This window comes from Paenibacillus sp. XY044, assembly GCF_002257645.1.
GTDB lineage: Bacteria > Bacillota > Bacilli > Paenibacillales > Paenibacillaceae > Paenibacillus_AQ.
On the sequence record NZ_NQMO01000003.1, the window covers coordinates 199,982 to 226,493 of the forward strand.

Genomic DNA, 26,512 nt, shown 5'->3' on the forward strand with positions numbered 1-26,512 from the left:
AAGGTGAATGGATGAGTTTATCGGAACAATTTTTGCCGGCCTTTCTGGAGGAGGTCGTCGGCGACCGCTTTGGCCGGTACTCCAAATATATTATTCAGGACCGGGCCATTCCCGACGTGCGGGACGGACTGAAGCCTGTTCAGCGCCGGATTCTGTACGCGATGTACGATTCGGGCAATACACCGGATAAACCTTACCGCAAATCCGCCAAAACCGTCGGTGACGTGATGGGTAACTATCATCCCCACGGGGATGCATCCATCTACGACGGCATGGTTCGGATGGCGCAGCCCTGGAAAATGGGGCATGTGCTGGTAGACGGTCACGGCAACTGGGGTTCGATCGACGATGACCCGGCTGCGGCAATGCGTTATACGGAAGCGCGTCTGTCGCCAATCGCCATGGAGCTGCTGCGGGATATTGAGAAGCGTACCGTACAGTTCAAGGACAACTTTGATAACACCGCCAAGGAGCCGGTCGTTCTTCCTTCCAGGTACCCGAATCTGCTGGTCAACGGAGTCAGCGGAATTTCCGCGGGGTTTGCGACCGAGATTCCGCCGCACAACTTGCGCGAGGTGATCGACGCCTGCATCGCCGTCATGCAGAAGCCTGAGATCGAGCTGGACGAGATCATGACCTTTATCAAAGGTCCGGATTTTCCAACGGGTGGCTTGATCATGGGCGGAGACGGCATCAAGGAAGCGTACCAGACGGGCAAGGGCCGGATTTACCTCCGCTCCAAAGCGGACATCGAGTTTCTGCGCGGCGGCAAACAGCAAATCGTCATTACCGAAATTCCGTACCAAGTTGTCAAATCGCGTCTGGTGACACAAATGGAGAATATTCGACTCGAGAAAAAAATCGAGGGAATTTCGGAAGTTCGTGACGAAAGCGGCCGCGAAGGATTGCGCATCGTTGTCGAAATCAAGAAGGAAGCGGATGCCCAGGGCATCCTTGCATACCTGCTCAAGAAGACCGATTTGCAGGTAACGTATAACTTCAACATGGTTTCCATCGTCAACAAGGCGCCGCAGCAGCTTGGATTGAAAGCGATGCTGCAGGCTTACATCGAGCATCAACGCGAGGTCGTGACGTACCGGACGCAGTTTGACCTCGAGAAGGCGGAAGCCAGAGCCCATGTGCTCGAAGGCCTCGTCAAGGCGCTGAACATTCTGGATGAAGTGATCGCGGCGATCAAGGCTTCCAGCAACCGTCAGGACGCGCAAAACAACCTGCAGTGGATGTTTGGATTTACGGAACGTCAGGCTGATGCGATTCTGACCCTGCAGCTGTACCGTCTGACCAACCTGGAGATCACGACGCTCCAGAAGGAACTGGACGAGCTGCACAAAAAGATCGCCCAGTACCAGGCAATTCTGGAGAGCGACAAAAAGCTGGTCGCGCTGATCCGCAAGGAGCTGCTGGAAATCCGCGACAAGTACGGCGTGGATCGGCGTTCTTCCATCCAGGGCGAAGTTGAGGAAATCAAGGTCAACCTGGAAGTCATGGTCAGCTCGGAGGATGTGCTAGTAACTCTGTCCAGTGACGGATACATTAAGCGGACGAGCATGCTGTCCTTTACGCGGTCCGGCGGAGAGCTGGACAACTCCGGGGTGAAGGAAGGCGATTATGTCAATAGGGTGCTGGAAGTCAACACCCTGGATAACCTGCTGATCTTCACGCAGCGCGGCCAATTTTTCCTGCTGCCTGTGCATCAGGTGCCGGAGTTCAAGTGGAAGGACCCGGGAACGGCGATCGTCAACATCATCAACCTGGCGAAGGAAGACGAAATCGTTGGCGTCATCCCTATAAACAATTTTGATCAGCCGGATAAATCGCTCGTTTTCGTGACACGTAAAGGACAGGTGAAGCGGACCGAGCTGAAAGAATACATGACAAACCGTTCCAGCGCAGTTGCGGCTTGCAAGGTTGGCAGCGACGATGCGGTCCTGTCGGTAACGATGAGTGGGAACGACAAAGACATTTTGCTGGTAAGCAAAGAAGGCATGAGCATCCGCTTCAAGGAGCAGGAGGTCAATGCGATGGGCCGCGTATCCGCCGGGGTGCGCGGAATCCAGCTCAAGGAAAGCGATGAGGTCGTCTCCGCCCTGTGGGTGGAAGAGGACGAGGGCGAAATACTCACCCTGACGGAGCTGGGCTACGGCAAACGGACGCTGCTGGCGGACTATCTGCCGCAAAGCCGCGGCGGCAAGGGACTGGCTACGTTCGAGTTCAAGGAAGGCAAGCGGGTGAAGCCGAACGGCACCCGCATTGCGGGAGCGTTCTATTGCCGCGAGCCGATCGAGATCACGGCCATGACCCAGGCCGGCCAAAGCTTCACCATCAATTCGGAACAGGCACCGCTCGCCGAACGGAAATCGATCGGCAAGCTGCTCGTACATGTGGAGAAGAAGGACGAAATTGCCGATCTGCTCGTGACCGGGTCCGAGCCGAGCCGGACGGAGTCCAAATCATAAAAGCAATGGCTGTAACAGGGCATCCCGGGCTGCGGGATGCCCTTTATTTTCTCCTGAAAAATAAAAAAATTTGGGGCTTCCGCAAAGGTTCGAAATTGGCATAAGAAGGCCATCGGAGGCGCGTTGAAGGGGATGTTTTTCCTGTAAATTTGCACGGTTTTCACGAACCAAGCAAAGAAATTTTTCAAGGTGAAGAAGGAATTGCTTTGAATTGCGCGAAACTTAATCATGTAAATCATGGCGATAACAAGATACTGAGCGAAGGGAAGGATATACAGTGCAGACTTCCGAATTTGCGAAAATGTGGTCTAAACTAAGCAAAGATTACAAATTACATATGGAAAACGAGCTTGCCCCGGCCCTAACGGAGTCCCAGTTAACCGTGCTTGAAGTGCTGAGCGATCAGGAACGGATGAAGCCTTCGGATTTGACCCCGCTGTTGGCGACAAGCCCTGCTGCGGTCACCATGCTGCTGGACCGCATGGAGAAGAACGGGCTGATCCAGCGCGAGCGGGATTTGAACGACCGGCGGATCGTTTGGGTGTCCATATCGGAGAAGGGCAAGAACGAAGTGCTCCGCGGTCTGCAGATCCGCGATGCGTTCCTGTCCGGCGTACTGAGCCGAATCTCGCTCCATAATCAGCAGCTGCTGGTGTATCTTTTAGGCAAAATCACGGCGTAATTCGGGCCAGGTGTGTTTGAACACGCCATTTCGGGCATCGTATGGTTAACGACGCTTGTGCCCAATCAATTCTTCAAGAGGAGTCATCAAGGATGAGTAAGTTAGAGTTATTGCGGCATCCCAAGCAAAGAAAGCTGCTTTTTAGCGCCGGCTTCAGCTGGTTGTTCGACGCTATGGATGTCGGCATCATATCGTTTATCGTAACGGCCTTGACGGTCGAGTGGAAGCTGTCGCCGCAGCAGGTCGGGGTGCTGACCAGCATGAACTCCGTTGGCATGGTCATCGGAGCGGCGGCCGCCGGTTATATGGCCGACCGGTTCGGGCGCAAGACGATCCTGCTGTGGACCCTGCTCATTTTCTCGGTGGCGAGCGGGTTGTCCGCATTAGCTGCAAGCTTTGCCGTGCTGTGCCTGCTGCGGTTTATTACCGGCATCGGTCTGGGCGGCGAGCTTCCGGTGGCTTCGACGCTCGTATCGGAGTCGATGCCGGCACGCGACCGCGGCAGAGCCGTCGTCCTGCTGGAGAGCTTCTGGGCGGGAGGCTGGCTGGTCGCTGCGCTGGTGTCATACTTCGTCATTCCGAAGTACGGGTGGCAGATTGCGTTTGTCATCGGGGCGCTCCCCGCTTTGTATGCTATTTATTTGCGCAAATCCATTGAAGATGCACCGCGCTTCAAGGAGCAGCAGGCGAACGTCTCCAAGCTGTCCTTCGGGACCAAATTCAAGTCGATCTGGGCGAAAGAGCACAGCCGCTCTACGCTGATGTTATGGATCCTGTGGTTTACCGTCGTATTTTCCTATTACGGCATGTTTCTGTGGCTGCCGTCGGTCATGGTCCTGAAAGGCTTCAGTTTGGTCAAAAGTTTTGAATACGTGCTGATCATGACGATCGCCCAGCTGCCCGGTTATTTTACCGCGGCCTACTTCATTGAGAAGTTCGGACGTAAGTTCGTCATGGTCACTTATCTGACGCTGACCGCGCTGAGTGCGCTTTGGTTCGGTTATGCGGAGACGGAAGGCATGCTGATCGCCGCAGGTATCTGCTTGTCCTTTTTCAACCTTGGTGCCTGGGGCGGCATGTATGCTTATACGCCAGAGCTGTACCCGACTCGGGTGCGGTCCACCGGCGTGGGGCTGGCGACCTCAGTCGGCCGGGTGGGGGGCGTGATTGCTCCGCTGCTCGTAGGTGTCCTGGTCGGAAAGGGAATCGGCATCGACATTATCTTCGGGCTGTTTTTTGTCATTGTGCTGATCGGCGCGTTTGGCGTGCTCCTTCTCGGTACGGAAACCAAGGGCAAGGAACTGGCCGATTAATTCGTAATGCAATCGTGATGTTTGAGAAGAAGCTGTCTTCGGGCAGCTTCTTTGACTTTTTCAGCATGCAAATTCGGGACAATGGCGATGCCCGCTCTTCCGTTCAAGATGACTAAATCTACGGGTTTGATTGTGATTTTTAGTCGTTTTGAATTATAATAAATATTGTTGCAGTTAGACGCTATCAGAATGGGGGAAGGAATATGCAGCTAATCAATCCAGGGATGGTCCAGGAGATGATCGATTCACTAAAAAACCAGGACCTTTATATACACCTCGAAATGACAACGGGTGCTTACGCTTCACATAACGATTCATCCAAATTTACCGCTTCGACGTTTATCCATAACGGCGTCGTCCGTTATTCGCAGGGCTCCATCGCCGGTTTCGGCCCTTACCGGGTCGGCCTGAAGATGGAGCAGGGCTGGGTTTATTCCCAAGGCTTGACCCATTTTGAAGAGACGGAAACGGAACGGCTGATTATGGCCGGACATGACAGCGACGGCAAGCTCGTCGTGGCGCTGCAGCTCAGCCGCCAACCATTTTAACGAGAGAGAAGGTTAGACATATGGAAAAACATATCCTTGTGGTGTTTCCCCACCCCGATGATGAGTCGTTCGGAACGTCGGGTACGTTGGCTAAGCATATCCAGGCCGGAACCCAGGTGACGTACGCCTGTTTAACCCTTGGGGAAATGGCCCGCAATATGGGCAACCCCATCTTGGCGAACCGCGTGACGCTTCCTGAGCTGCGCAGGAAAGAGCTGGAGGCGTCCTGCCGGGCGATCGGCATCCAGGATCTTCGCCTCTTGGGCCTGCATGACAAGACAGTGGAGTTTGAGGATCAGGAGATGCTGACCAGCCGCCTGCGCGCGCTGATTGACGAAGTGAAGCCATCGCTGATCATCACCTTCTATCCGGGGTATGCGGTTCATCCGGATCATGATGCTACCGGGGCCGCGATCATCCGGACCGTAACGGCCATGCCGAAGAATGAACGGCCGAAAGTGTACTGCCTGGCATTCTCCAACGGATGCGAAAAGATCCTTGGCAAACCGGACGTCCTCGTAGATGTGCGCGATTATTTGCCGCAGAAATTTGCCTCGATCCGCGCCCACCAGTCGCAGTTCCGCTGGGAGACGAGTGGACAGTCGGAGCTGGATAAAGCCGTACTGGAGCGCTTTAGCCAGGAGCGGTTCTGGACTTATCATTTTGAATAATATCACGTTTTCGAAGACAAGCCGGACGGGCTGCTGCCATCGCTGCAGCACCCGTCCGTTTTTGAAGTTATAGAATATTTTCGGGGTCCCCACAAAGTACCTGAGTAAGCAATCGAAGCTCATGCCTCACCTTGTGGGGTTATTTTGTAATGATTGACAAAATAGGGCTCAGGCGGATACAATTTGTGAAATCCGATCTGGGATTTAACATGTGAGCTGAAAGGTGAGTGGCCTAGAGATGAGCCGAGATGAGTTGAGGAGAGCAGAGTTTGGCGGAGAAGAGCGTACCGGAGTAGAAGGTTCCGGGGATGGGGCGACAAGTAGAGGGCTGACCGGTGAGGAGCCAAGCAGCGAACAGATAAGTCCTTCCGAAGGAGAGGCTGAGGACATCCGGCTGGAGCGGATCGTCTTCATCGGGAGAACCTATGACGAATATTTACGGATGTTTAACGTGAAGCCTGGGGAGCTGAAGGGACGAACCGTTCTGGATTGTCCCGGCGGGGCATGCTCGTTTACGGCAAAAGTAAGGCAGATCGGCATTGAAGCCACCGCAGCAGATATAGCCTATCAGTTTGAACCTGCGGCACTTGAGGCGAAGGGAAGGCTCGATATTGTGCATGCGGTACAGCATGTGGAGATCCTGCGCGATCAGTACCTCTGGGACGAATTCGGCGGTCCTGAAGGACTCCGTACCGAGCGGACGAGGGCCCTGACTGCCACGGTCCTGGATATGAGCCAGCGCCCCGAGAGATATGTTGCCGCCGTTTTGCCGGTGCTGCCGTTTGAAGACCGGCAGTTTGACATTACGCTGTCAGCGCATTTTTTGTTCATGTACAGCGATAAACTGGACTATGCGTTTCATGAGCAGACGATGGGTGAGCTGATGCGGGTAACGAAGGATGAAATCCGCATCTTTCCGCTGGTGGACCAGAGCAGTAGCAGGTATGCGGACATGGAAAAGCTGCTGTCGTTCGCCGCCAGAAACGGGTGGTCGGCCGAGGAACGGCCGTCGGACTATGAGTTTCAGCGGGGGGCCGATTCTATGCTGGTGCTGACAAGATATTGATGGCCAATATAATCATAAAAAAGCCGGAGAGCCTGCTTACGCCAGGCTTTCCGGCTTTTTTGCCGTTTGCGTCCGATTTCGGCCGCTATGGGGATGAATTATGATTTCCGGTCCGTCAAACGGTTCAGGATTGCTTCCGGCCACAGATTCCATGGATGCTCGGAAGGCGGAAGCGAGGTGAGGACGATCTCTTCCTTCGTGACGGGATGAGGGACGCCCACGATAACGGACCACAGGGCGATCTGCTGCCCCGGCTTGTTCAGCCCGCTGCCGTACTTCTGGTCACCATATAGCGGGCAGCCGGCATGGCTCATCTGAACACGGATCTGATGGGACCGGCCGGTATGGAGTTCCACCTTGACCAGGCTGTAGCGGTCCGCCTCCGCGATCACTTCGTAATCCAGCAGCGCTTCCTTAGCACCAGTGGTGCCTGGCTTCACTACAGACACCGTATTTGTTTTCGCATCCTTGAGCAGGAAGTCTTTCAGGCTTCCTTTCGGTGCGGGCAGCTTCCCATGCACGACGGCGGCGTAAATCTTGCGGAACTTGCGGGAACGTACCGTTTCAGACAGCCGTGACGCCGCCTTGGATGTCTTGGCAAACACCATCGCCCCGCCGACCGGGCGATCCAGCCGGTGGACCAGGCCGACAAATACGTTTCCGGGCTTGTTATACCGGATCTTGATGTCCTCCTTGAGCAGGCTGACCAGATCGGCGTCCCCGGAGGCATCTTCCTGCGTGGGCACGTTGACCGGCTTGACGATGCCCAGCAAATGATTGTCCTCATACAAAATCGGAATGCGGTTGTCCTGACCATCGGCTCTGCTCATTGGTTTAAGACTCCCATCTTCCCAAAATGCCGCACGGCAGATTTAATCCGGAGGCCGTAATCGGCAGTCCCAACTCGCCGCAGGAAATGCTTCCCCCGAACCGGCGGGCAGCCGTCATGGACAGGATGTTATGCAGTACGGTCGGCGAAATGCCGGTCGTATACGAATTAATGAGCATAAACAAAGGGTTGTCCGACATAATGCTCATGCAGCTCTCGACGAACGGGTAGAGGCTCTGCTCCAGCTTCCACATTTCCCCGCCGGGTCCGCGCCCGTAGGACGGAGGATCCATGATGATCGCGTCGTATTTATTGCCGCGGCGCTGCTCGCGCTGCACGAATTTAAAAACATCGTCCGTAATGAAACGAACCGGACGGTCGCCAAGACCAGATAATTGCAAGTTGTCCTTGGCCCATTGAACCATGCCTTTTGCGGCGTCGACATGCACGACCTGGGCGCCTGCGGAAGCCGCGGCTACGCTAGCTCCACCAGTATAAGCAAACAGGTTCAGCACCTGGATCGGCCGGCCCGCACCGGCAATCTTGTCCATCATCCAGCGCCAGTTCGCCGCCTGCTCAGGGAACAAACCGGTGTGCTTAAAATTGGTTGGGCGGATATGGAATTTCAGCTTATCGTAGGAAATGGTCCAGCGATCGGGGGTCTGTTTTTTCATGTCCCATTGGCCGCCACCGGAAGAGCTCCGGTGATAATGTCCGTGCACTTGGCGCCACTGCCCCGTTTCATTGGTGAGCGGCCATATAATCTGCGGGTCCGGCCTGCGGAGAATGACGTCTCCCCAACGCTCGAGCTTCTCGCCGTCCCCGGTATCTATCAATTCATAATCCTGCCAATCGCGTGCTACATACATGAATACATTCCATCCTTCTGTCTAAATTTCATTTAGCTTATATTGTACAACATTTTATGCATACAATGCACTTTCTTCATACTCGGCCCGGGTAAAGGTATAATAAAGACAGACACTTCGCGAAAGGAGGACTTGCCGGTGAGCAGCAGACGGAAAATATCGTGGATCCTCACTTGGTTTGGCTTGTTTTGCGGCATTTTATATGTCATTCTGGCAGTCCGGGCCGGCACGGTTGATTGGTTTGGCTTTCTTGTCTTCGCCGTGCTTCCGCTTGGAATCGGGCTTTTTCTGCGAATGAAAACGAAAAAAGCGAGAGCGTGGATGGAGGTCACCCCCGAGATGGAGAAGAGCATTCTTCACCTGGCCGCGGAGCAGGAGAACCTGCTGACCGCTGCGGACGTTGCCCTGAATACACCGCTCAGCATCGAGCAGGCCGGCGATGCGCTGGAAGCGATGCGCCGCAAAGGTCAAGTCCATTTACGGGTTGCGGATAACGGGGCGCTGGTCTATGAATTTCAGGCCGTTCTTTCAATGGAAGCCAAGCTGAATGCGGAGCGGGTGTAGGATCTTGGCCGCCTTCCCGCGCAACACAATAAACCGGCTGCACCTTGGATATGCCGAGCGCAGCCGGTTCTTCTTATGCCTATTATTTGGACGCCAAGTACTCGTAGTAGTCCTGTTGTCTTATCACTTTAAAGCCGCAGGATTCGTACAGCCTGAGCGCATTAGGGTTCTGTGCCGCAACCTCCAGCCATACGTCCTGCCCTTCCGCCTGTGCTTCGGAAACGATGAGCATCAGCGTGCTGCGGCCGATCCCCTGGCCCCGAACCGAAGCTTTCACCGCAAAGCCGTATATCCATGTGCCGGATCCCATATCTTCAAGAGATACCTTGCCGACGGTGACCCCTTCACGTTCAACGATGAGCGGACGAGTCCCCTGTTCCTGGAGCAGCGAGGAGTAGATCTCCGCCGATTCCTCCCGGCTCATTTCAAATCCTTCCTGATCGATGGCGATCATGTCTTCGATGTCGGCAAGCTCCACGTTACGCAGCCGGACCGACGGATCCGGTGGCGTGACGGTTATGCCGTTATCATGCCATTTCATCTGATACTCCGAGTGGCAGAACACGGCTCCTAGGGACGCAACAAAGCCGGTACCGCTGGCAGAGGAGGCCGGGGTATTCAGAAGAACGGTTTTATAGGCTGATACGTCAGCCGTATGGACAGCCTCGTTCCATAGATTTGTAAATATCCCCTGACGCCGGTAATCCGGATGGACCATGCCGCATACCTCCAGGCCGCTGCCGAGCGGATACAGGGCGAGGAAACCGGTCAGGATATCGCCGGAATAATGAAAGAAGTCCAATTTTGCATTAACGGGACGTGACTTAAGCATGCTCCAGTTTAATTTCAATGAGATGGAATCAGCCTGCTCGCACAGCTCCTGAAGCCCGGATATATCGTCTATTTGACTTGGATTAAGGATAGTTTGCTTCCCCCATTTTCGTTATTTTCTGCTATCATAACATGTTCCCATTTGGCGTTAAAGAGAAAGGAATGCACTTTTTGCTAAGTATTTTTGTACATACTGAGCCTCAGGAATGGGCGGTCATACCTCACTTCAGACGGTAGAGCGGAATAGGATGAATGTAACATTTCCTAGGAAGGGAGCCATCCGTATGCCGGTGAAAAACGGTAAGGAGTATATCGAACGGATCGATCAGGCACAGCCGGAGGTTTGGCTTCGAGGTAAGCAAATCCAAGGAAAGCTGTCCGATCATGCGGCTTTCCGCGGTTTAATGAGCACTCAGGCGTCACTGTACGATATGCAGACTAAGGAGGAGCACGCACCGCTCCTGACATTCACGTCTCCGGAAACCGGGGAACCGGTGGGTTTATCGTACTTACAGCCGAAGACCAAGGAAGATTTGGCCAGACGCAGGGGAGCGATGACGCTGTGGGGAGAGCGGCATTTCGGCCTGCTCGGCAGATCGCCGGATTATATGAACACGGCCGTCATGGCCTATGCTGCAGCCTCGGAGCTGCTGGCTGAAGCCGACGCTAAGTATGCGGACAACATGCGAAATTACTACCGCTACTGTATTGAGAAGGACATTACGTTGTCCCACGCCTTTGTTCAGCCGGCAGCGAGCCGTACCGCCGAAATGCTGGATGACGGGACCATTGTCAATACCGCGGCGCACATCGTCGACCAAACGACAAACGGCGTCATCGTATCGGGTGCGTTTCTGCTGGCGACCCAGGGAGTTACCGCCGATGAAATTCTCGTTTATCCGCCGGCGTCGTTCCTGTTTCAGTCGGAAGACAATCCCGAAACTTTTGCTTTTGCCGTCCCGAACAACCTGCCGGGTATCAAGTGGATAAGCCGGGAAAGCCTGGTTGGCGGCGATTCGGCTTACGATTATCCGCTCAGCTCGCGATTTGAGGAAATGGACACTCTCGTCATTTTCGATAACGTGCTCGTTCCGTGGGAGCGCATTTTCATTCTTGGCAGCGACAGCCTGTCTATACGCTTCTTTGCACAAAGCGGTTTTCACGTGCATGCAGCCCACCAGGTTTGCTGCCGATACGTGGCGAAGACCGAGTTTGTTCTTGGGATCATTCTGTCCATTGTTGACGAGTTGGAAAGAAGCGGCAGCGTGATCACCGAACAAGTGACAGAGGTCATCGTGAATCTGGAGTCGCTAAAGGCGCTGCTGCTCGCCTCCGAAGCGGGAGCGCAATTGGACCGCTGGGGAAGCATGCTGCCCGACTATAAGCCGCTCTGGTCCGCTACCGTTATTTATCCCCAAATGTATGCACGAATGATGGAAATCATCCAGCTGCTTGGGTCCAGCAGCGTCATTATGATTCCGTCGGAACAGGATTTTGAGGCGTCCGGAATCGCTCCGTATTTATCGACTTACCTCAAAGGCAGCAACATGGACGCCCAGGATAAGACAGCGCTGTTCCGGTTGGCCTGGGAGCTGAGCAGCAGCGGATTCGGCGGGCGGCAGATGCTCTACGAACGCTTTTTCTTCGGTGGACAGCAAGTTGTCAGCAGCAGGCTGTATCAAGGTTATACGGATAAGGAGATGTACAAGGAACGGATTCAGCGATTCCTCCGGGATTTGTAGCCTTCAGTTCTACGAATCGGTCATATTCCATCCGGATTACTCATATATCAGTAATGGGGAACGTACGTCAGCAACACGGGAGAGAGAAGCCGCCTGGGAAGAGCCATCCTTGCACAGGGGAGGCGGGCGGCGATGACGATCGAACAGTTGATCTCTTTATTGGCACTTGTCGTCATGATTATTGGACTTGTCAGCGGAAAAGGAAAATCATAAGCTGCAAAAAAAAGAGAGCTGCACAAAGGCTCTCTTTTTTTTGCCTGTAAAACGTTTATCGTTACTACCCGAGGTCTCGTAAAAATCGAATCCGCAGTGGAGCTAAAGCGTCGCTTCTTTGCGGTTCTGCCTCGGCACTAATCGGTAACCATTTGCCCTCCGTTGACATGAAGCGTCTGTCCCGTGATATAAGATCCGTCGTCCGAAGCAAGGAGCACATACGCAGGTGCCAGCTCATACGGCTGGGCGGCGCGCCCCAGCGGCACGTCACGGCCGAAGATGACAAGCTTCTCCGGCGGGATCGTTGCCGGATTGAGCGGTGTCCAAACGGGCCCCGGAGCTACCGCGTTAACCCGAATGGATTGGGGGGCAAGATTCCGGGCGAGTGCGCGGGTAAAGCTGACGATCGCCCCTTTTGTCGAGGAGTAGTCCATCAGCGTATCATTGCCTACATACGCAGTCACAGATGCGGTGTTCACGATGCTGCAGCCCGGCCGGAGGTGGGGAAGAACCGCCTTGGTCAGCAGAATCAGAGAAAGGATGTTCACCTCAAACGTATTGCGCAGCTGTTCTTCGGAAATATCCAGCAGCGAAGTTTGGTAGAACTGGACCCCGGCATTGTTGATGAGAATGTCGACTTTTCCGTACGTACGCAAGGTACTGTCCACGATATGCGAAGCGAAGCCCGGCGCCCGCACGTCTACGGGAAGCAGAAGGCATTTTCTGCCGAGCTGGCGGATTCGCCGCTCCGTGTCCTGTGCGTCACGGTGTTCATTGAGATACACAATGACCAGGTCGGCGCCTTCTTTGGCAAAAGCGATGGCGACTGCACGCCCGATCCCGCTGTCTCCTCCGGTAATGATCGCCACCTTGTCCTTTAATTTTCCGGTCCCAACATAGTTTGGATTTTCAGAGACAGGGAGCGGGTTCATCACATATTCGATGCCCGGCTGCCCGTGCTGGTGCTGATCCGGCGGAAAAGCGACCGGAATGTCCTTGCATTGGTGAATGATGCCATTTTTCGCAAACGGATAGTTCATCAGCAAATCCTTCCCTAAGCTTTTGATGGTACACAGTCTATTCTCAGGATGGGCGAATGTGCCTGTTTTTTTTAAGTCTTACATCGAAATAACAAACGAACATAAACGGCTGTCCCGGACATAAATATGTACCAAAGCTGATGATCACCCAATGATGACGCATGTTGTTGGCATTAGGGATCCTTTTGGAAGGAGGAGGGCCGATTGATATTATCCAATGAGATGAATGCTGACAAGGGAATGACACCTAGACGAAAAAAATGGTTCACACGAAACGATTGGACCGGCTATTTGTTCAGCGCCCCGTTAATTATCGGCGTGCTCGCATTTGCCATCTATCCGATGTTTGCCGCATTGTTTATCAGCTTTCACCAGACGTCTGGCCTGTCGCTAAACGGAAAGTGGGTGGGGCTCAGCAATTACCGGTACGCGCTGGAGGACCCCGTTTTCTGGCAAGCGCTTACAAACACGTTTTTGATGGGCGTCTTGTCCGTGGTGCTCGGCATCGTATTGTCGTTCGTGCTGGCGAGCCTGATCAACAATCTCAAATGGAACTTCGGCAAAAATTTTTTTAAGGCCGTTTACTTTCTACCGAACGTCGTGTCGGCGGTAGCGACCAGCCTACTGTTTTCGTTCCTGTTTTTCCCTTCGAAAGAAGGATTGCTCAACTTTGTGCTCAGCTGGTTCGGGGTTCACCATCCTATAGGCTGGTTTACGAATCCGGAGGTTTCACGCTTCAGCATTGTGCTGATGAGCCTGTGGGGGGCGCTTGGGTACAACACGATTATTTTTCTGGCAGGGCTGCAGAGCGTGCCGCGGGACCTGTACGAAGCCGCTGAAGTGGATGGGGCAGGCGGGTACAAGAAATGGCTTCATATCACCATTCCTTATTTACGTCCGATCTTCGTCTTTATGCTCATTATGGGCACGATTGGAGGCATGAAGCGGTTTACCGACGTTTGGCTGATCGGCGGTACGGCGGGCAATCCGGGCGGAAGCCTGATGACGGTGGTGCTGTACATATACCGGAACGCCTTTTTGGCATCGCAAATGGGCCTGGCCACAGCCGCATCGTATCTGCTGTTCATTATCATTTTGGCGCTGACCGCGGTCATGATGCTGCTGAACCGCCGCAAGGACAGCCTGGACTAAAGCACCCGGCCCGTATCGGCGTCATATCAGAACTACCGGATTATTAAGCAAAGGAGGTCCCGCCATGATCCAAACGGCCGATTCCAAGGCGCTGCGCCGTAAAAAAATCCCTGTCAGTCAATGGATTCTCACTATCGTGCTGTTTCTCGGCTCTTTTATCATGATCGTGCCATTCCTGTGGATGCTCGTCACCAGCTTTGACTGGGGGGCCCGGTTGAACATTACGTTTCCGCCGAAAATTTGGCCGGAAGAGCCGTCCATACGCACGTATGAGGTGGCTTTCACGAACATTAAAATGTTCCGCTACATCATCAATTCCATCATCGTCAGCGCCGGCGTCATCGTTGTCAGCTCCCTGTCCGCGCTGCTGTCCGGTTATGCCCTATCCAAGCTGCGGTTCAAAGGGGCGAGTCTGGTGCTTCTGCTGGCGCTGAGCACGATGATGATTCCGTTTGAAATGACCATGATTCCGCAGTACCTGCTCTTCAGCAAGCTCGGTCTGCTGGACAATTATCTGGCTTTTTATTTGCCTGCGCTCAACTACGCCTTCGGCACGTTTTTGGCCAAAGCCTTCATCGACCAGCTGCCATCCAGTCTGCGCGAAGCCGCCATTCTCGACGGGGCCGGGGAATTTACCGTGTTCGGCCGGGTGTATTTGCCGCTCTGCACGCCGATCATCGCCACCATGATCATCCTCCTGTTCCTAGGGGTGTGGAACGAAATGCTGTGGCCGCTGCTGGTGCTGAAAAACGCCGCCAAATATACGATCCAGATCGGCCTGGCGATGTTTACCTACAACAACGGCATCAACCAACAGCCCTCAATCATTATGGCTGCAACGGCGGTCAGCCTCATTCCTGTCGTCGTCGTATATATGTTTTTGCAGCGCTACATCATCGAAAGCATTGCTTTGTCCGGAATCAAGCAGTAAATCCGGCGCATGAAACAACCTGATTATGAAAAGGGGGAACGTGCATGAAAAAATGGCTTCTGCTGCTGCTGTCCTGTATGCTCGTGTTCACGCTGGCAGCCTGTTCGGGAGGGTCAGACAAGGACGTGACCGGCGGCGTGGAAATCAAGGAAGTCTCGGACATGAAAGGAACCGTCCGGGTGGCGCTGGCCGGTTGGCAGCTTGACAACGGCATCAACGCACAGACGGGAAATGCGACGATCGGGTTGACCGAGTACATGGATAAGACGTTCAAAAAAATGTACCCGAATATCAAGGTGGAGCTGTACCAAATTCCTTGGGAAAACGTAAAAGCCAAGCAAACGGCGATGCTGATGTCAGGGGATGCCGACGTGCTGTACACCGGGGGAGCCTTTGCATCCCAATGGTATCAGGACGGACTGCTTCGTGATCTTGACGACCTGATCAAAGAAGATACCTCGTTTGATCCCAGCATTTATCTGGACGGCATCATGAACAACTCCTACAGTACCAAGTCTCCTGACGGTTCCAAGCAGTTCGGGATTCCGGCCGTGCTGGGCCGCCGCATGACCATTTACGACAAAAAGCTGTTCAGCGACTGGGGCGTCGAAGGCTTGACGGAAAAAGCGACCCCTGAAGAAATTTTGGAAAAAGCGACAAAGATGACCGGCAAAAATCCGAAAACCGGCGAACAGAATTACGGTTTGTACTGGTCTGGCAACTCGCTCAACGGCTCCACTTTTGTAGCCCTTACCCTGGCTTTCGGGGCGAAGGGTGCCGAAGGCTCGCTGAAAGACGTCAAATCGATCAAATGGCAGCTGAACACGCCGGAAATGGTTAAGGTTATGGAATGGCTGAAGGAAGCATCGAAGCTTCCGCCGGCGGGATTCATTACCGCGCAAGGAGCGGAAAACTTTGGGCTTGAGAAAAATAATATCGCGATTGCCCTGGACAGCACCGGCGGCGCCACGATGAACGAATTTATCGCGAACAACAATAAGGATCTGCTCGACCGCTTTGAACCGGTCATGAATATGGGCCCTAAAGGTGAAGGCTGGGTGGCTGTCGATCCGTTCGTCATGGCGAAGAACGCCAAGGACGTGAAGGCTTCCTGGGAAGTCCTCAAATTTTTGACCAGCCCGATGACGCAAAAATATACCTATGAAAACTTCGCGATGACGCCGACGATCAAGCAGGCCGATTTTGTGAAACCTGAAGACAAATACGTGAAAAAGGCGCTGGACATCGCCAATGTCGGGCACTCCGAGCTGATGGACGAAGCGAATCCGTTCTATATGAGCGATATCGTCCCGGCCGTCAACGGCTTTATCAGCAAAGCTGCCTCCGGCAACGCTCCGGATATTCAGCAGTTCCTGGACGAACTGCAGGATCGCGCGGAGAAATGGTCCGCCAATTTGAAGTAAAAGGCTAACAAGTGCGGGGCCCTTCGTCGGGCCTTTGCACTTCCTTTTTTCGCTGGAAATGCATCTGGGCAACATTCGAAAAATAGTGATGGCTTAGCGCCAGGTGTGAATGCTTTTTAGCGCTCACCCTTATGAACAGTATGTAAGGAGGTCCTATGATGGTACGTGTTGGCTTGGTTGGGGCAGGCGGAATCGCCTCCGAGCATTTTAAAAATATTGACGATCATGAGCAGGCAGAGCTGGTCGCCGTGTGCGATATTTCCGCGAAGCAGGCTGAGCAAGCCGTAAAACGGTATGGAGGCGTCGCCTATACGGATATTCGGCGGATGCTGGCGAACGAAAGTCTGGATGCTCTCTTTGTGTGCGTTCCTCCCTTTGCCCATGGCGATATTGAAGAGCAGGCGGTGGGAAGAGGGATTCATCTGTTGGTGGAAAAGCCGCTGGGTCTTGATATGGACGTTGTGCGGCAAAAGGCGGATTTGATTCGTAAAGCGGGCGTCATAACGGCCTCAGGCTACTGCCTAAGGTATATGGAGCCTGTACAGAAGGCGAAACAGTACCTGGCCGGCAAAGAAATCGCTATGGTGCGGGCCCATCGGTTCGGCGGATTGCCGGATACCCCTTGGTGGGTGGACCACGCCAAGTCGGGCGGGCAGCTGGTAGAGCAGACGACCCATAATGTCGATCTTATGCTATATTTGGCCGGAACCGTTCACAAGGTCAGTGCGGACATGGCACTGCTGCTGAACAAGGACGTTCCCGGGATTACGACGCCGGATGCCGCTTCGGTCAACCTGGTATTTGATTCGGGCGCGATCGGTCACATCGACACCGGGTTTTTGCCTCAGCCGGACAGCCGTTCCTCTCTGGAGATCATTGGAAGGGATTTCAGACTGACGCTGGAAGGGACGTCGCTCACCATTCTGGAACCGGAGCGGACGATCATACTTCGCGGCAAATCCGATTTCTACAAGGTCCAGGACGATGCTTTCATTCGCGCTGTAGCGACCGGAGACAAGAGCTTGATTCTGGCGCCGTATGAAGAAGTCATGCACACGCTGGAAGTGACGCTGGCCGCCAACGAATCGGCACAAAGCGGAATGCCGGTGACCATTCATAAGAGGGGGTGAATTTACCCCTTTCAGGAGCCTTCGGGCTCCTTTTTTGCGTAATCCTGATGGGCATGAGCAGTGTATAAAATAGTCGATGCTGTGCGTGATCACGTCCTTTTCCATAATCAGGATATGACGGGGTACTGCAGATTAGAATCTGGTAAACCGTTTTCGAACTATCAATTTGGATTTTTTGGATTCAGTGATTGTATACTTCAAATCGATGAGTGAAATAGTCAATATTTAGCCATTTTGCATCATCAGTACGATGAGGGACGGCGCCGACCGAAAGGGCTGATTTCCCGGATCGAAGGCTTTCATGCACGATAAAGGGCGGGATCCATTCCTTCCCTTGTTCTTGTTTTCTTGCAAAGATCTTGATTCTGCTGTCCCAAACAAGGTAAACTCATCTGTAGGCATAAACAGAGCTGGAACAAGAAGGAAGGATTAGCATGTTGGATTTGAATGTGAATGAGCCGGATCAACTGGTTCAGGTTGCCCATGCATTGTCCACCCGGGCGAGGGTGGATATGCTAAAACTGCTCTATACCCGGAGCATGAATATTATCGAAATTTCAGAAGCGCTCAAGCTGCCGGTGTCGACGGTGGCGAACAACGTCAAAATTTTGGAGGCCGCCAAGCTGCTGACGACGGAGCTGCTGCCTGCAGCCAGAGGTGCGATGAAGGTATGCACCCGCAGTTATGATGACATACATATCAGCCTCAACCCGGCCATACAATCGAGCAAGGAAAACTACGGCGTGTATGAGGTCGAAATCCCGATCGGATTGTACAGCGATTGTGAGGTATACCCGACCTGCGGCATGGCGAGCGGCACCGAGATGATCATCCGGGAGGACGAGCCGGCGAGCTTCTACCATCCGAAGCATATCGAAGCGCAGATCATTTGGCTCCGCAAAGGATACCTGGAGTACATTTTGCCGCTGGAGCTTCCGCAAAATGTCAAAATCAAATCGCTGGAGCTGTCCATGGAACTCTGCTCGGAAGCACCCAACTTCGATAACGATTGGCCGTCGGATATATCGGTCTGGCTGAACGGATTCGAGATCGGGATGTGGACGAGCCCGGGAGATTTCGGAGACCGCCGCGGCCGGCTCAACCCTTCCTGGTGGCTCGATTGGACGACACAGTACGGCCTCTTGAAAACATGGCGGGTTGAAGAGGACCGAACGACACTGGACATGAAAAAGGTATCGGATGTGGGTATCAATGATCTTCAGCTTGAAGAGCGTCCGAATTTGCGTATGCGGATCGGCGTGGATCCAAATGCAGTCCATAAAGGCGGGGTGAACATTTTCGGCCGGCAGTTCGGCGATTATGAGCAGGACATCAAGATGCGGATTCAATATGTTCCCATGACGGAGGAAGCGTAAAACCATTGTTACAACAAGTTTGTAACAATGGTTTTTTTGTGGTTATCATTGGATCTGCAGATCTGAATGGAAAAGGCTGGTGGTTAAGGCACTTATCTCTAAACCGTCATACCTTTGACTCCAATTTTAAATACTGCAGTCTTGGAACTGGTAAAAAATTAATTACAAGAAAACGAAATGAATGCGTTGACAAAATAGAATTTTAGCCGTAATATAGCCCCATAAGAACAATAAAGTTGTAATAAAACAATATAATTGTTCTTTAGAACGACTATGTTGACGAAATTGGGGGGTACGTATGAGAAGAAAATTCAGCTTCATGTGGATCACATTGTTATCTCTGTCCTTATTGCTCAGCGCCTGCGGCAGCGGCGGAAGTGGTGGAAGCAGCGGTTCGGACAGCGCAGGCGGGGATGCGTCTGGCGGTACTGGTGAAAGCGCTTCAACAGATGCGGGCAGCGGCAAGAAAGTTGATCTTTCCTTCTGGACGCTGTTTGACGGCGGGGACGGGGACAACATGCAGGCCATGGTGGACCAGTTCAATAAGGAGCATCCGGATATTCAGGTGAAAAATACAAAGCTCGTGTGGGGCGAGTATTATACGAAGCTGATTACGGCGGTTGGGGCAGGCAACGGTCCGGATGTGGGCATCTCCCATATTTCCCGTCTTCCCGACTTGATCAACCAGGGGGTTGCCACCGAACTGGATGATTCGGCGAAGGATGCAAACATCGACTGGAGCACGTTTAACCAGAACATTCTGGAAGCTTCCATTTACGATGACAAGCATTACGCCGTTCCGATCGATACGCATCCGTTTATTATGTATTACAATAAAGCGCTGCTTAAAGAAGCGGGACTGCTCGGCGAAGACGGCAAACCGGTCCTGGAGCAATCGGGCGACGGGTTCATCAAGTTCCTGACGACGCTGAAGGAGAAGCTTCCGAAAGGCAAATATCCATTTGCGCTCTCGAGCACCAACGACGATCCATTCCGCTTCTGGTGGGCTCTTTATTCACAGCAGGGCGGCAATGACGTAGTGTCCGACGATCTGAAATCACCGGACATCGACAAGGACAAAGCCGTGAAAGCCGCGGATTATATCAAGGACTTATACCATAAGTACAATTTCATCAAGCTGAACGATCCGGATTTCTATAAATCGTTCCAGAGCGGAAATGCGGCGATCATGATGACTGGCGTGTGGGCGACGGGAACGTGGGAGAAGACCAAAGGGCTTGAATTCGGTGCGATGCCGATACCGAAAATTTTCGACCAGGAAGCAACATGGGGCGATTCGCATACGATCATTCTGCCGGCAACCAGCAGCGAAGATCCGGAGAAACGCAAAGCCGCGCTGATTTTCGCCAACTGGATCGCTGATCACGGAGAGATCTGGGCAAAAGCGGGGCATATCCCTTCGAAGCCGGCTGTGTTCGACAAACCGGAATTCAAAGAGATGCCGTACCGCAGCGATTACGTCTCGGTGGCGAGCACGGTTAAATTCAGCAAGCATTCCGACAAGAACTGGCAGATCCGCGATAACGCGCTCTTCAAATATTTGAACGAAGTATGGTCCAACAAGATGTCGAGCTCGGATGCCGTTGATAAAATGCAGACGGAGATCGGCAAAATTTTAAGCGAGTAACCTTGAGGGGTATGATCCATCGGACAGGTTTGGAGCACTTGGCTCCAAACCTGCCTTAGCGATGCGGGAGAGGAAGATGAGTCATGAAGAAGCTTCGGATCGACTTGCAGGCACTGATTTTTTTACTGCCCTTTCTGATCGTGTATTTGTTGTTTACGATTTGGCCGATGATCAAGGGCGCGCAGATGAGCTTTTATAAATGGACCCTGATCCGGAAGATGAAATATGTCGGATGGGATAATTTCCAGCGGATGTTTCATGACGACCAGTTCTGGGCTTCGGTATGGCATTCTACGATATTCGTATTTCTGACGACACCGGCCATGATCGTGCTGGCCATCGTGCTGGCTCTCATCGCGAACCGGAAATCCCGGCTGCAGAAGCTGTACCGCAGCGCGTTTTTTCTGCCGAGCATCCTTTCGGTTTCGGTGGCGTCGTATTTGGGGTTGTTTATGTTCCAGCCTTATACCGGCTTTATTAACGGGTTTCTGCATGGGCTCGGCATCCTGGCGGAAGGGAAGGAAATCTTTTGGCTCACCGAGCAGTCGCTGGCTTGGATTGCGGTCGCGGCACTAACGCTGTGGTGGACGGTTGGGTTCAATTTTATTTTGTATCTGTCCGCCATGCAGGAAATTCCGGACGAAATTTATGAGGCGGCATCGCTGGACGGCGCGGCCAAGGGGCAGATGTTCTGGCGGATCACGCTGCCGATGATGAATTCGATCACGCGGATGATCCTGATGCTGCAAATTATCGCTTCCTATAAAGTGTTCATGCAAATCTACATCATTACGGGCGGCGGACCGCTGGATTCGACAAGGCCGATCATCCAGTATATTTACCAGAGCGGATTCAAAAAAAATGATCTGGGTTACGCGGCGACCATGTCTTATATGCTGTTTGCGATTTTGCTCGTATTGTCGATTATCCAATATGTCATTAACAACCGGAAGGAGGCGGCTTAAGGCATGAAATGGGTGTACCGTATCGTTTCTGTCATTGCGGCGTGCGTGTTTCTGATCCCGTTGGTCTGGATGCTGGTCGTATCGATCAAGCAGGAAGGAATGAAGGTCTCCGGTTTGTTCGACTGGTTTACGCCGCCATATTCTTTCGCGGTGTACGCACAAATTATCAGCGGCACCAAGCTGATGATGTGGGTGTGGAACAGCTTCTTCGTCGCAGGCGTCGTTACGGTTCTGACCGTTCTGGTTGCGGCGATGGCGGCTTATGCATTGTCCAAAATTCCGTTTCGTCTCAAAGCCATCATGTTCTTTTTCATTTTGGCCGGTCTCCTGATTCCCGGAGAAGCCACCATCATTCCGCTGTATCAGGTTGCTAAGGATATGCATCTGCTGAATTCGTATCAGGGACTGATCATCACGGCGCTGGCTTCGCCGATGGCGGTCATCGTGCTCAAGGGATTTTTTGACGGCATCCCGAACGACCTCATTGAGAGCGTGCAGATCGATGGGGGCGGGGTGTGGAAAATATTTGCGGTGATCATGCTGCCGTTGACCCGGCCGGCGCTCGCCTCCATGGCGATCTTGACCTTCATCGGCTCGTGGAACAACTTCCTGTGGCCGTTCCTGTCGCTGACGAACGATAAGCTGTTTACGCTGCCGATGGGAATTCCGACCTTGATGAGCCAGTACTCGGAGGATTACGTGAAGCCGATGGTCGTGAACATGTTGTCTTCCATTCCGATCATTATTCTGTTTGTGATCTTTGAACGGCAAATTATTAAAGGAATCAGCCTCTCGGGGATTAAAGGGTGAGCGGGGCAGCTTTTGCCGGGAATGAACCCAAACGGCGCGAACGTGCCATCGATCTGTTCAAGGGAATGCTTATCGTCGGGATGGTGTATTGCCATACGCTGCAATTTTTCAGCGATCCGGTCGTATACCCGTCCATTAGCCGCTGGATCGATTTCTTTAATCTCATCACCTTCTCAGGGTTCGTGTTCAGCTTCGGGTACGTATCGCAGCTTGCTTATTATTCCAAGCCGTTTCGCAGGGCTTGCCCGCGGATGCTGGTTGCTGCGCTGAAAACGCTGCTTGCTTTCTATGTGTCCGGAACGGCGTTCCGGGTGTTCCATGACGGGGCGCAGCTCAATTGGGACACGATACGGCCGATTATGCTGCTGAAGGATATCCCGGGCTGGTCCGAGTTTTTGGTATCGTTCACTTATTTGATGGTTCTCGGCTTGGTGCTGTTCGTTCCGCTGCGCTGGGTTTCCGGACGGAAGTGGCTGGGTTTTCTAGCAGCCGGCGTACTGCTTGCTGCGACGCTGTTTCCTTATGGCGTGGTCCAAGTTCCCCAACTCGGGTTATTGGTCGGTACGAGGGATTTCGCTTCGTTCCCGCCTGTTCAATATTTTCCGTATTACCTGCTGGGGGTCTTGTTCGCCAAATACCAGATTCGTTTCGACTGGCGCGTTCTCGTCGGATCGGTGCTTGCAACGGGGCTGTTTGCGGCAAACTGGCGGTTTGCCGGGGAGCTTCCCTCGCGTTTTCCGCCTTCGTTGTTCTGGATTATCGGTGCCGCATTGTTTTTATATGCTTATTATTTGCTGGCCAGGGTGCTGGAGCGTGTTCCGTATGCGTTTGGCTTTCTGGAAGCGATGGGGCGAAACGTGCTTTTGTACCTGGTGCTCAGCAATTTGCTGATATTTACGGTGAAAAGCAGCCAGCCGGACCTTCTCGTCGGAAGCGGCGGCGGCTTGCTGTACGCGGCTGGATGGCTCGCCACATCCGGATTTTGCAGCTGGATCGTTACCAAGCGTACGCGCTAAACGTGATTACTTCAAAGGAGTAGAGAGAATGACAGAGATGCTGCGCGGCGAATATCCTCGCCCACAATTGGTTAGAGCCGATTGGCTTAATCTTAATGGAGTATGGAATTTTGAATTTGATGACGAAGCGGCCGGCGAGAGGGAAAAATGGTACGAACATCCTTCCTTCTCGCGGACCATCCAGGTTCCGTTTTGCTATCAGAGCAAGTTGAGCGGAATCGGAGATCCTTCGTTCCATGACATCGTGTGGTACCATCGAACATTTACGGTGCCGGAAGCGTACCAAGGCAAAAGGCTGGTTCTGCATTTCGGGGCCGTGGATTATGAATGCAAGGTATGGGTGAACGGCAGGCTCGCCGCCATTCATGAAGGCGGTCACACGCCGTTTGACGCGGATATTACGGACCTCCTTCAGGGAGCGGATAACTCGATCGTGGTGAAAGCCGTCGATTACAGCCGGGACGCGGCGCTTCCGCGGGGCAAGCAGTTCTGGGAAGAAAAATCCGCGGGGATTTTCTATACGCGGACTACGGGAATTTGGCAGACCGTATGGATCGAACCCGTGCATGACGTCCATATCCGGAGAATTCGGCTGACACCCGATATCGATACGAATGAAGTGTCCCTCCAGGCGTTCGTTCAGGGTTGGGATACACGGGCTAAGCTTCAATTAAAGTCGGTCATCTCCTTCGCTGGACAGCCCGTTTCCGAAGACTTTTTTTCGGTGACGGGAAAAGACGAGATGCGCCGCATCCGCCTGCACGATTTTAACGATCATGGTTTAGGGCGCTGGTGGTCGCCCGAACGTCCGAATCTGTATGACATGGAGCTTACGCTTCTGGTTGACGGGCAAGCGGTCGATTCGATCGCCAGTTATTTCGGCATGCGGAAGATTTCGATCGAGGACGGTGCCGTTCTGCTCAATAACCGCCCTTATTATATGAAAATGGTGCTGGACCAGGGGTATTTTCCGGATGGCCTTCTGACCGCACCTTCCGATGAAGCGCTGAAACATGACATCGAGCTGACGAAGGAGATGGGCTTCAACGGCGCAAGAAAGCATCAAAAGATTGAAGATCCCCGTTATTTATACTGGGCGGACCATTTGGGACTGCTTGTCTGGGGGGAAATGGCCAATGCTTTTCAGTTCACGGAAACCTATGCCGGGCAGATCACCCGGGAATGGCTGCAGGCGGTGGAGCGGGATTATAATCATCCCTGTATCGTGGCTTGGGTTCCGCTCAATGAAAGCTGGGGCGTAACGAATATTTTGGTGAGTCCCGCTGAGCAGCAGCATGCGCTGGCGCTGTATCACATGACCAAGTCGCTGGACATGACACGTCCGGTTATCTCCAACGACGGCTGGGAACTGGTGAAGACCGATCTCGTCACGATTCATGATTATGAATGGCGGAAAGAAGTGTTGGCTGACCGCTATTCGACCGTGGAGCAGGCGTTGCGGGCAAAACCGGGAAACCGCTGGATTCTGGTGCCGGGTTATCCCTATGAGGGACAGCCGCTGCTGCTTACCGAATTTGGAGGAATCTCATTCCAGAAAGGGAACCAAGAAGGATGGGGTTACTCTGGGGCGTCAAATGAGGAGGATTTCGAACGGCGTCTCGCCGATGTAATTCTGGGCACTCTCGCTTCGCCCGTGCTTCAGGGCTTCTGTTACACACAGCTGACAGACGTCGAACAGGAAATTAACGGTCTGCTGACGTACGACCGGAAGCCGAAAATTCCGCTGGAGAAGATCCGAGAGATTGTGCGGGGAATGGAAACTTTATAGGAATAGTTATAAGTTTGAGCAGGCCAAAGAGAGTCCCGTTTCGGGGCTTTCTTTTTTTGTAAATCGTGGCATCGCCTAGTTAATCGGTATAAAGACTGTTATAATACAAAAGACAAAGATATGATTGATCTGGATAAAGTGGGCCCTTTCTTTGTTTAGAACCATCGCGTGACCAATGGAACCCGAGTCCGAAAAAAACCATGGTGCTACAGGAAAAGGGGAATGAGAAATGGAAATGAAGCTGATTTTTACAAACAAAGGCAAGAATGCCATCGGGAATTTCAAAAACGATGAGTTGATCGAAGTGTTCTCGAGGTACAGCAAGACTTTGATGAAAAAGTACGATCTTGTCGTGTCGGTTCCGTCCGAAGACAATCGCGACATTACGGCCGATGGTACCATCAACGTGCATCTGGACGACGTAAAATGCGATGTTCAGACGTTCTTCAAGGAACTGGCCAGAGATGTCAAAGTTCCATTAAAGAAACGGCTGGACGCCGGTGAGACGCTGGATGGCGTGTTTAAGGCGGAGCTAGTCAATAAAAGCGTTTGAATAATCGTTAATGAAGAAAAGGGAGCCGGCGGGCTCCCTTTTTTTTGCTTATTGAGCGGAACCGAATAAATGTAGATTAGCCTCTTAGCCTGCGCTATTCATCCGTTCATGGCTGCAGCGCCGGTCGCTAATTCCGACCAGACCGCCTTCACGTCTCCGGACTTCATGACTTTTCCGAAGTACTGCCCGATGTTTGACAAGGTCATTCGGTGAGCGTCCAGGGATGAACCGGCGCAGGCGTCTTCAATGAGTGTCACGTTATAGTCGAGCATGAACGCATCTCTGGCGGTCGACTCCACGCACACATTCGTCAGGACACCGGTCAGGACAACGGATTTGCATCCCAGCGAGCGCAGCGTCAAATCGAGATTGGTGCCGATAAATGCGCTGTACCGGTGCTTCTCTACCACATGATCGCCGGCCTGGGGTTCTATCCCGTACAGCTCCGTGCCCCAACTGCCTTTCTCGACGATCCGAAGAGGATTGCCGCTGACCGTATGCTGCAGCGTCCAGGCTTGAGATGTCGTGCCTGCGTCCAGCGTCATTTGCACGAAGATGACCGGCACCCCGCTGTCCCTTGCCTGGTCGATAAGATCACGGATGGGCTTCACACAAGCCTGAAACGCCGGGATGTTGACGATGCCTGCGCGGCCGCAGGCCCCGTTTTCGTGGCAAAAATCGTTTTGCATATCGATAATAATCAGGGCAGTTTCCTGCGGATGAAGCCATGCATTTGTGCTCATTTAAAATCCCTCCAAATTAGATTTTTTCGTATTTATGTCAAATAATATAACATTTAAATGAAATTTATAGGATATCGCACTTTTTTATACCCTAAACGATTAGAAATATGATATAAATAGGTGAATTCAT

The 26,512-nt window shown here is 52.9% G+C and carries 24 protein-coding genes; 19 read left to right on the plus strand and 5 right to left on the minus strand.

Annotated features, from left to right (window positions below; all coding sequences use genetic code 11):
* The first annotated feature begins 11 nt into the window (after nt 1-11).
* The 6 genes from gyrA (at nt 12) to CJP46_RS14645 (ending at nt 6,757) form a co-directional block, all read left to right on the plus strand.
* A complete protein-coding gene (gyrA, locus tag CJP46_RS14620; RefSeq protein ID WP_094596342.1) occupies nt 12-2,477 on the plus strand; it encodes a DNA gyrase subunit A in 2,466 nt (821 codons plus the stop codon).
* Nucleotides 2,478-2,754: 277 nt separating this feature from the next.
* Nucleotides 2,755-3,159, plus strand: a complete 405-nt coding sequence (locus CJP46_RS14625) for a MarR family winged helix-turn-helix transcriptional regulator (protein ID WP_076170968.1) — start codon at nt 2,755-2,757, stop codon at nt 3,157-3,159.
* A gap of 92 nt (nt 3,160-3,251) precedes the next feature.
* Complete coding sequence (locus CJP46_RS14630) at nt 3,252-4,472, plus strand: MFS transporter (RefSeq protein ID WP_094596343.1); 1,221 nt, start codon at nt 3,252-3,254, stop codon at nt 4,470-4,472.
* A 203-nt stretch (nt 4,473-4,675) separates the two neighbouring features.
* The gene (locus CJP46_RS14635) at nt 4,676-5,020 is read left to right on the plus strand and encodes a YojF family protein (protein ID WP_094596344.1); all 345 of its coding nucleotides are present in this window, start codon (nt 4,676-4,678) and stop codon (nt 5,018-5,020) included.
* Between the two features lie 20 nt (nt 5,021-5,040).
* Nucleotides 5,041-5,691, plus strand: a complete 651-nt coding sequence (gene bshB2, locus CJP46_RS14640; RefSeq protein WP_094596345.1) for a bacillithiol biosynthesis deacetylase BshB2 — start codon at nt 5,041-5,043, stop codon at nt 5,689-5,691.
* A gap of 238 nt (nt 5,692-5,929) precedes the next feature.
* Nucleotides 5,930-6,757, plus strand: a complete 828-nt coding sequence (locus tag CJP46_RS14645) for an SAM-dependent methyltransferase (protein ID WP_256992347.1) — start codon at nt 5,930-5,932, stop codon at nt 6,755-6,757.
* A 98-nt stretch (nt 6,758-6,855) separates the two neighbouring features.
* On the opposite strand, the gene CJP46_RS14650 is transcribed toward CJP46_RS14645, so the two are convergent.
* Both CJP46_RS14650 and CJP46_RS14655 read right to left on the minus strand, forming a co-directional pair.
* A complete protein-coding gene (locus CJP46_RS14650) occupies nt 6,856-7,587 on the minus strand; it encodes an RluA family pseudouridine synthase (protein ID WP_094596346.1) in 732 nt (243 codons plus the stop codon).
* A 4-nt stretch (nt 7,588-7,591) separates the two neighbouring features.
* Nucleotides 7,592-8,455 carry a class I SAM-dependent methyltransferase gene (locus CJP46_RS14655; protein WP_094596347.1) on the minus strand — a complete coding sequence of 288 codons (864 nt, stop codon included), beginning with the start codon at nt 8,453-8,455 and terminating at the stop codon, nt 7,592-7,594.
* Between the two features lie 138 nt (nt 8,456-8,593).
* Here CJP46_RS14655 and CJP46_RS14660 point away from each other — a divergent pair, with 138 nt between their 5' ends.
* Nucleotides 8,594-9,019, plus strand: coding sequence for a hypothetical protein (locus CJP46_RS14660; RefSeq protein WP_094596348.1), 426 nt, complete (start codon nt 8,594-8,596; stop codon nt 9,017-9,019).
* 82 nt (nt 9,020-9,101) lie between these two features.
* Here CJP46_RS14660 and CJP46_RS14665 read toward each other — a convergent pair whose 3' ends face one another.
* The gene (locus CJP46_RS14665) at nt 9,102-9,851 is read right to left on the minus strand and encodes a GNAT family N-acetyltransferase (RefSeq protein ID WP_094596349.1); all 750 of its coding nucleotides are present in this window, start codon (nt 9,849-9,851) and stop codon (nt 9,102-9,104) included.
* A 283-nt stretch (nt 9,852-10,134) separates the two neighbouring features.
* Between CJP46_RS14665 and hpaB the strand changes: the two genes are divergently transcribed.
* A complete protein-coding gene (gene hpaB / locus CJP46_RS14670) occupies nt 10,135-11,592 on the plus strand; it encodes a 4-hydroxyphenylacetate 3-monooxygenase, oxygenase component (RefSeq protein WP_094596350.1) in 1,458 nt (485 codons plus the stop codon).
* A gap of 350 nt (nt 11,593-11,942) precedes the next feature.
* Here hpaB and CJP46_RS14675 read toward each other — a convergent pair whose 3' ends face one another.
* The gene (locus CJP46_RS14675; protein ID WP_094596351.1) at nt 11,943-12,845 is read right to left on the minus strand and encodes a glucose 1-dehydrogenase; all 903 of its coding nucleotides are present in this window, start codon (nt 12,843-12,845) and stop codon (nt 11,943-11,945) included.
* A gap of 222 nt (nt 12,846-13,067) precedes the next feature.
* Between CJP46_RS14675 and CJP46_RS14680 the strand changes: the two genes are divergently transcribed.
* The 11 genes from CJP46_RS14680 (at nt 13,068) to CJP46_RS14730 (ending at nt 25,639) form a co-directional block, all read left to right on the plus strand.
* Nucleotides 13,068-13,997 carry a carbohydrate ABC transporter permease gene (locus CJP46_RS14680; protein WP_094596878.1) on the plus strand — a complete coding sequence of 310 codons (930 nt, stop codon included), beginning with the start codon at nt 13,068-13,070 and terminating at the stop codon, nt 13,995-13,997.
* 64 nt (nt 13,998-14,061) lie between these two features.
* Entirely contained in the window at nt 14,062-14,928 is an 867-nt protein-coding gene (locus tag CJP46_RS14685) for a carbohydrate ABC transporter permease (RefSeq protein WP_094596352.1), read from the plus strand.
* Nucleotides 14,929-14,972: 44 nt separating this feature from the next.
* Nucleotides 14,973-16,352 carry an extracellular solute-binding protein gene (locus tag CJP46_RS14690; protein WP_094596353.1) on the plus strand — a complete coding sequence of 460 codons (1,380 nt, stop codon included), beginning with the start codon at nt 14,973-14,975 and terminating at the stop codon, nt 16,350-16,352.
* A gap of 158 nt (nt 16,353-16,510) precedes the next feature.
* Complete coding sequence (locus tag CJP46_RS14695; protein WP_094596354.1) at nt 16,511-17,482, plus strand: Gfo/Idh/MocA family protein; 972 nt, start codon at nt 16,511-16,513, stop codon at nt 17,480-17,482.
* A 434-nt stretch (nt 17,483-17,916) separates the two neighbouring features.
* Entirely contained in the window at nt 17,917-18,858 is a 942-nt protein-coding gene (locus CJP46_RS14700; protein ID WP_094596355.1) for an ArsR/SmtB family transcription factor, read from the plus strand.
* A gap of 298 nt (nt 18,859-19,156) precedes the next feature.
* A complete protein-coding gene (locus CJP46_RS14705) occupies nt 19,157-20,506 on the plus strand; it encodes an ABC transporter substrate-binding protein (RefSeq protein ID WP_094596356.1) in 1,350 nt (449 codons plus the stop codon).
* An 83-nt stretch (nt 20,507-20,589) separates the two neighbouring features.
* Nucleotides 20,590-21,471: a carbohydrate ABC transporter permease gene (locus CJP46_RS14710; protein ID WP_094596357.1), complete on the plus strand. Its 882-nt coding sequence runs from the start codon at nt 20,590-20,592 to the stop codon at nt 21,469-21,471.
* Nucleotides 21,472-21,474: 3 nt separating this feature from the next.
* Complete coding sequence (locus CJP46_RS14715; RefSeq protein ID WP_094596358.1) at nt 21,475-22,281, plus strand: carbohydrate ABC transporter permease; 807 nt, start codon at nt 21,475-21,477, stop codon at nt 22,279-22,281.
* The gene (locus CJP46_RS14720; RefSeq protein WP_094596359.1) at nt 22,278-23,297 is read left to right on the plus strand and encodes an acyltransferase family protein; all 1,020 of its coding nucleotides are present in this window, start codon (nt 22,278-22,280) and stop codon (nt 23,295-23,297) included. Before CJP46_RS14715 ends, CJP46_RS14720 begins: the two co-directional genes overlap by 4 nt.
* Nucleotides 23,298-23,325: 28 nt before the next feature.
* Nucleotides 23,326-25,086 (plus strand): glycoside hydrolase family 2 protein, encoded by a 1,761-nt coding sequence (locus CJP46_RS14725; RefSeq protein ID WP_094596360.1) that lies wholly within the window; start codon nt 23,326-23,328, stop codon nt 25,084-25,086.
* 229 nt (nt 25,087-25,315) lie between these two features.
* Nucleotides 25,316-25,639, plus strand: coding sequence for a hypothetical protein (locus CJP46_RS14730; protein ID WP_094596361.1), 324 nt, complete (start codon nt 25,316-25,318; stop codon nt 25,637-25,639).
* Nucleotides 25,640-25,737: 98 nt separating this feature from the next.
* Here CJP46_RS14730 and CJP46_RS14735 read toward each other — a convergent pair whose 3' ends face one another.
* Nucleotides 25,738-26,382, minus strand: coding sequence for a cysteine hydrolase family protein (locus CJP46_RS14735; protein WP_094596362.1), 645 nt, complete (start codon nt 26,380-26,382; stop codon nt 25,738-25,740).
* Nucleotides 26,383-26,512 lie beyond the last annotated feature (130 nt).

What these genes read in the sequence shown, in the direction of transcription:
- CJP46_RS14690 (WP_094596353.1), top strand. Translation starts at nt 14,973, where the DNA reads ATGAAAAAATGGCTTCTGCTGCTGCTGTCCTGTATGCTCGTGTTCACG.
- CJP46_RS14650 (WP_094596346.1), bottom strand. Translation starts at nt 7,587, where the DNA reads ATGAGCAGAGCCGATGGTCAGGACAACCGCATTCCGATTTTGTATGAG.
- CJP46_RS14715 (WP_094596358.1), top strand. Translation starts at nt 21,475, where the DNA reads ATGAAATGGGTGTACCGTATCGTTTCTGTCATTGCGGCGTGCGTGTTT.
- CJP46_RS14675 (WP_094596351.1), bottom strand. Translation starts at nt 12,845, where the DNA reads ATGAACTATCCGTTTGCGAAAAATGGCATCATTCACCAATGCAAGGAC.
- CJP46_RS14695 (WP_094596354.1), top strand. Translation starts at nt 16,511, where the DNA reads ATGGTACGTGTTGGCTTGGTTGGGGCAGGCGGAATCGCCTCCGAGCAT.
- CJP46_RS14700 (WP_094596355.1), top strand. Translation starts at nt 17,917, where the DNA reads ATGTTGGATTTGAATGTGAATGAGCCGGATCAACTGGTTCAGGTTGCC.
- CJP46_RS14630 (WP_094596343.1), top strand. Translation starts at nt 3,252, where the DNA reads ATGAGTAAGTTAGAGTTATTGCGGCATCCCAAGCAAAGAAAGCTGCTT.
- hpaB (WP_094596350.1), top strand. Translation starts at nt 10,135, where the DNA reads ATGCCGGTGAAAAACGGTAAGGAGTATATCGAACGGATCGATCAGGCA.
- bshB2 (WP_094596345.1), top strand. Translation starts at nt 5,041, where the DNA reads ATGGAAAAACATATCCTTGTGGTGTTTCCCCACCCCGATGATGAGTCG.
- CJP46_RS14680 (WP_094596878.1), top strand. Translation starts at nt 13,068, where the DNA reads ATGAATGCTGACAAGGGAATGACACCTAGACGAAAAAAATGGTTCACA.
- CJP46_RS14730 (WP_094596361.1), top strand. Translation starts at nt 25,316, where the DNA reads ATGGAAATGAAGCTGATTTTTACAAACAAAGGCAAGAATGCCATCGGG.
- CJP46_RS14710 (WP_094596357.1), top strand. Translation starts at nt 20,590, where the DNA reads ATGAAGAAGCTTCGGATCGACTTGCAGGCACTGATTTTTTTACTGCCC.
- gyrA (WP_094596342.1), top strand. Translation starts at nt 12, where the DNA reads ATGAGTTTATCGGAACAATTTTTGCCGGCCTTTCTGGAGGAGGTCGTC.
- CJP46_RS14685 (WP_094596352.1), top strand. Translation starts at nt 14,062, where the DNA reads ATGATCCAAACGGCCGATTCCAAGGCGCTGCGCCGTAAAAAAATCCCT.
- CJP46_RS14725 (WP_094596360.1), top strand. Translation starts at nt 23,326, where the DNA reads ATGACAGAGATGCTGCGCGGCGAATATCCTCGCCCACAATTGGTTAGA.
- CJP46_RS14705 (WP_094596356.1), top strand. Translation starts at nt 19,157, where the DNA reads ATGAGAAGAAAATTCAGCTTCATGTGGATCACATTGTTATCTCTGTCC.
- CJP46_RS14735 (WP_094596362.1), bottom strand. Translation starts at nt 26,382, where the DNA reads ATGAGCACAAATGCATGGCTTCATCCGCAGGAAACTGCCCTGATTATT.
- CJP46_RS14645 (WP_256992347.1), top strand. Translation starts at nt 5,930, where the DNA reads ATGAGCCGAGATGAGTTGAGGAGAGCAGAGTTTGGCGGAGAAGAGCGT.
- CJP46_RS14655 (WP_094596347.1), bottom strand. Translation starts at nt 8,455, where the DNA reads ATGTATGTAGCACGCGATTGGCAGGATTATGAATTGATAGATACCGGG.
- CJP46_RS14665 (WP_094596349.1), bottom strand. Translation starts at nt 9,851, where the DNA reads ATGCTTAAGTCACGTCCCGTTAATGCAAAATTGGACTTCTTTCATTAT.
- CJP46_RS14635 (WP_094596344.1), top strand. Translation starts at nt 4,676, where the DNA reads ATGCAGCTAATCAATCCAGGGATGGTCCAGGAGATGATCGATTCACTA.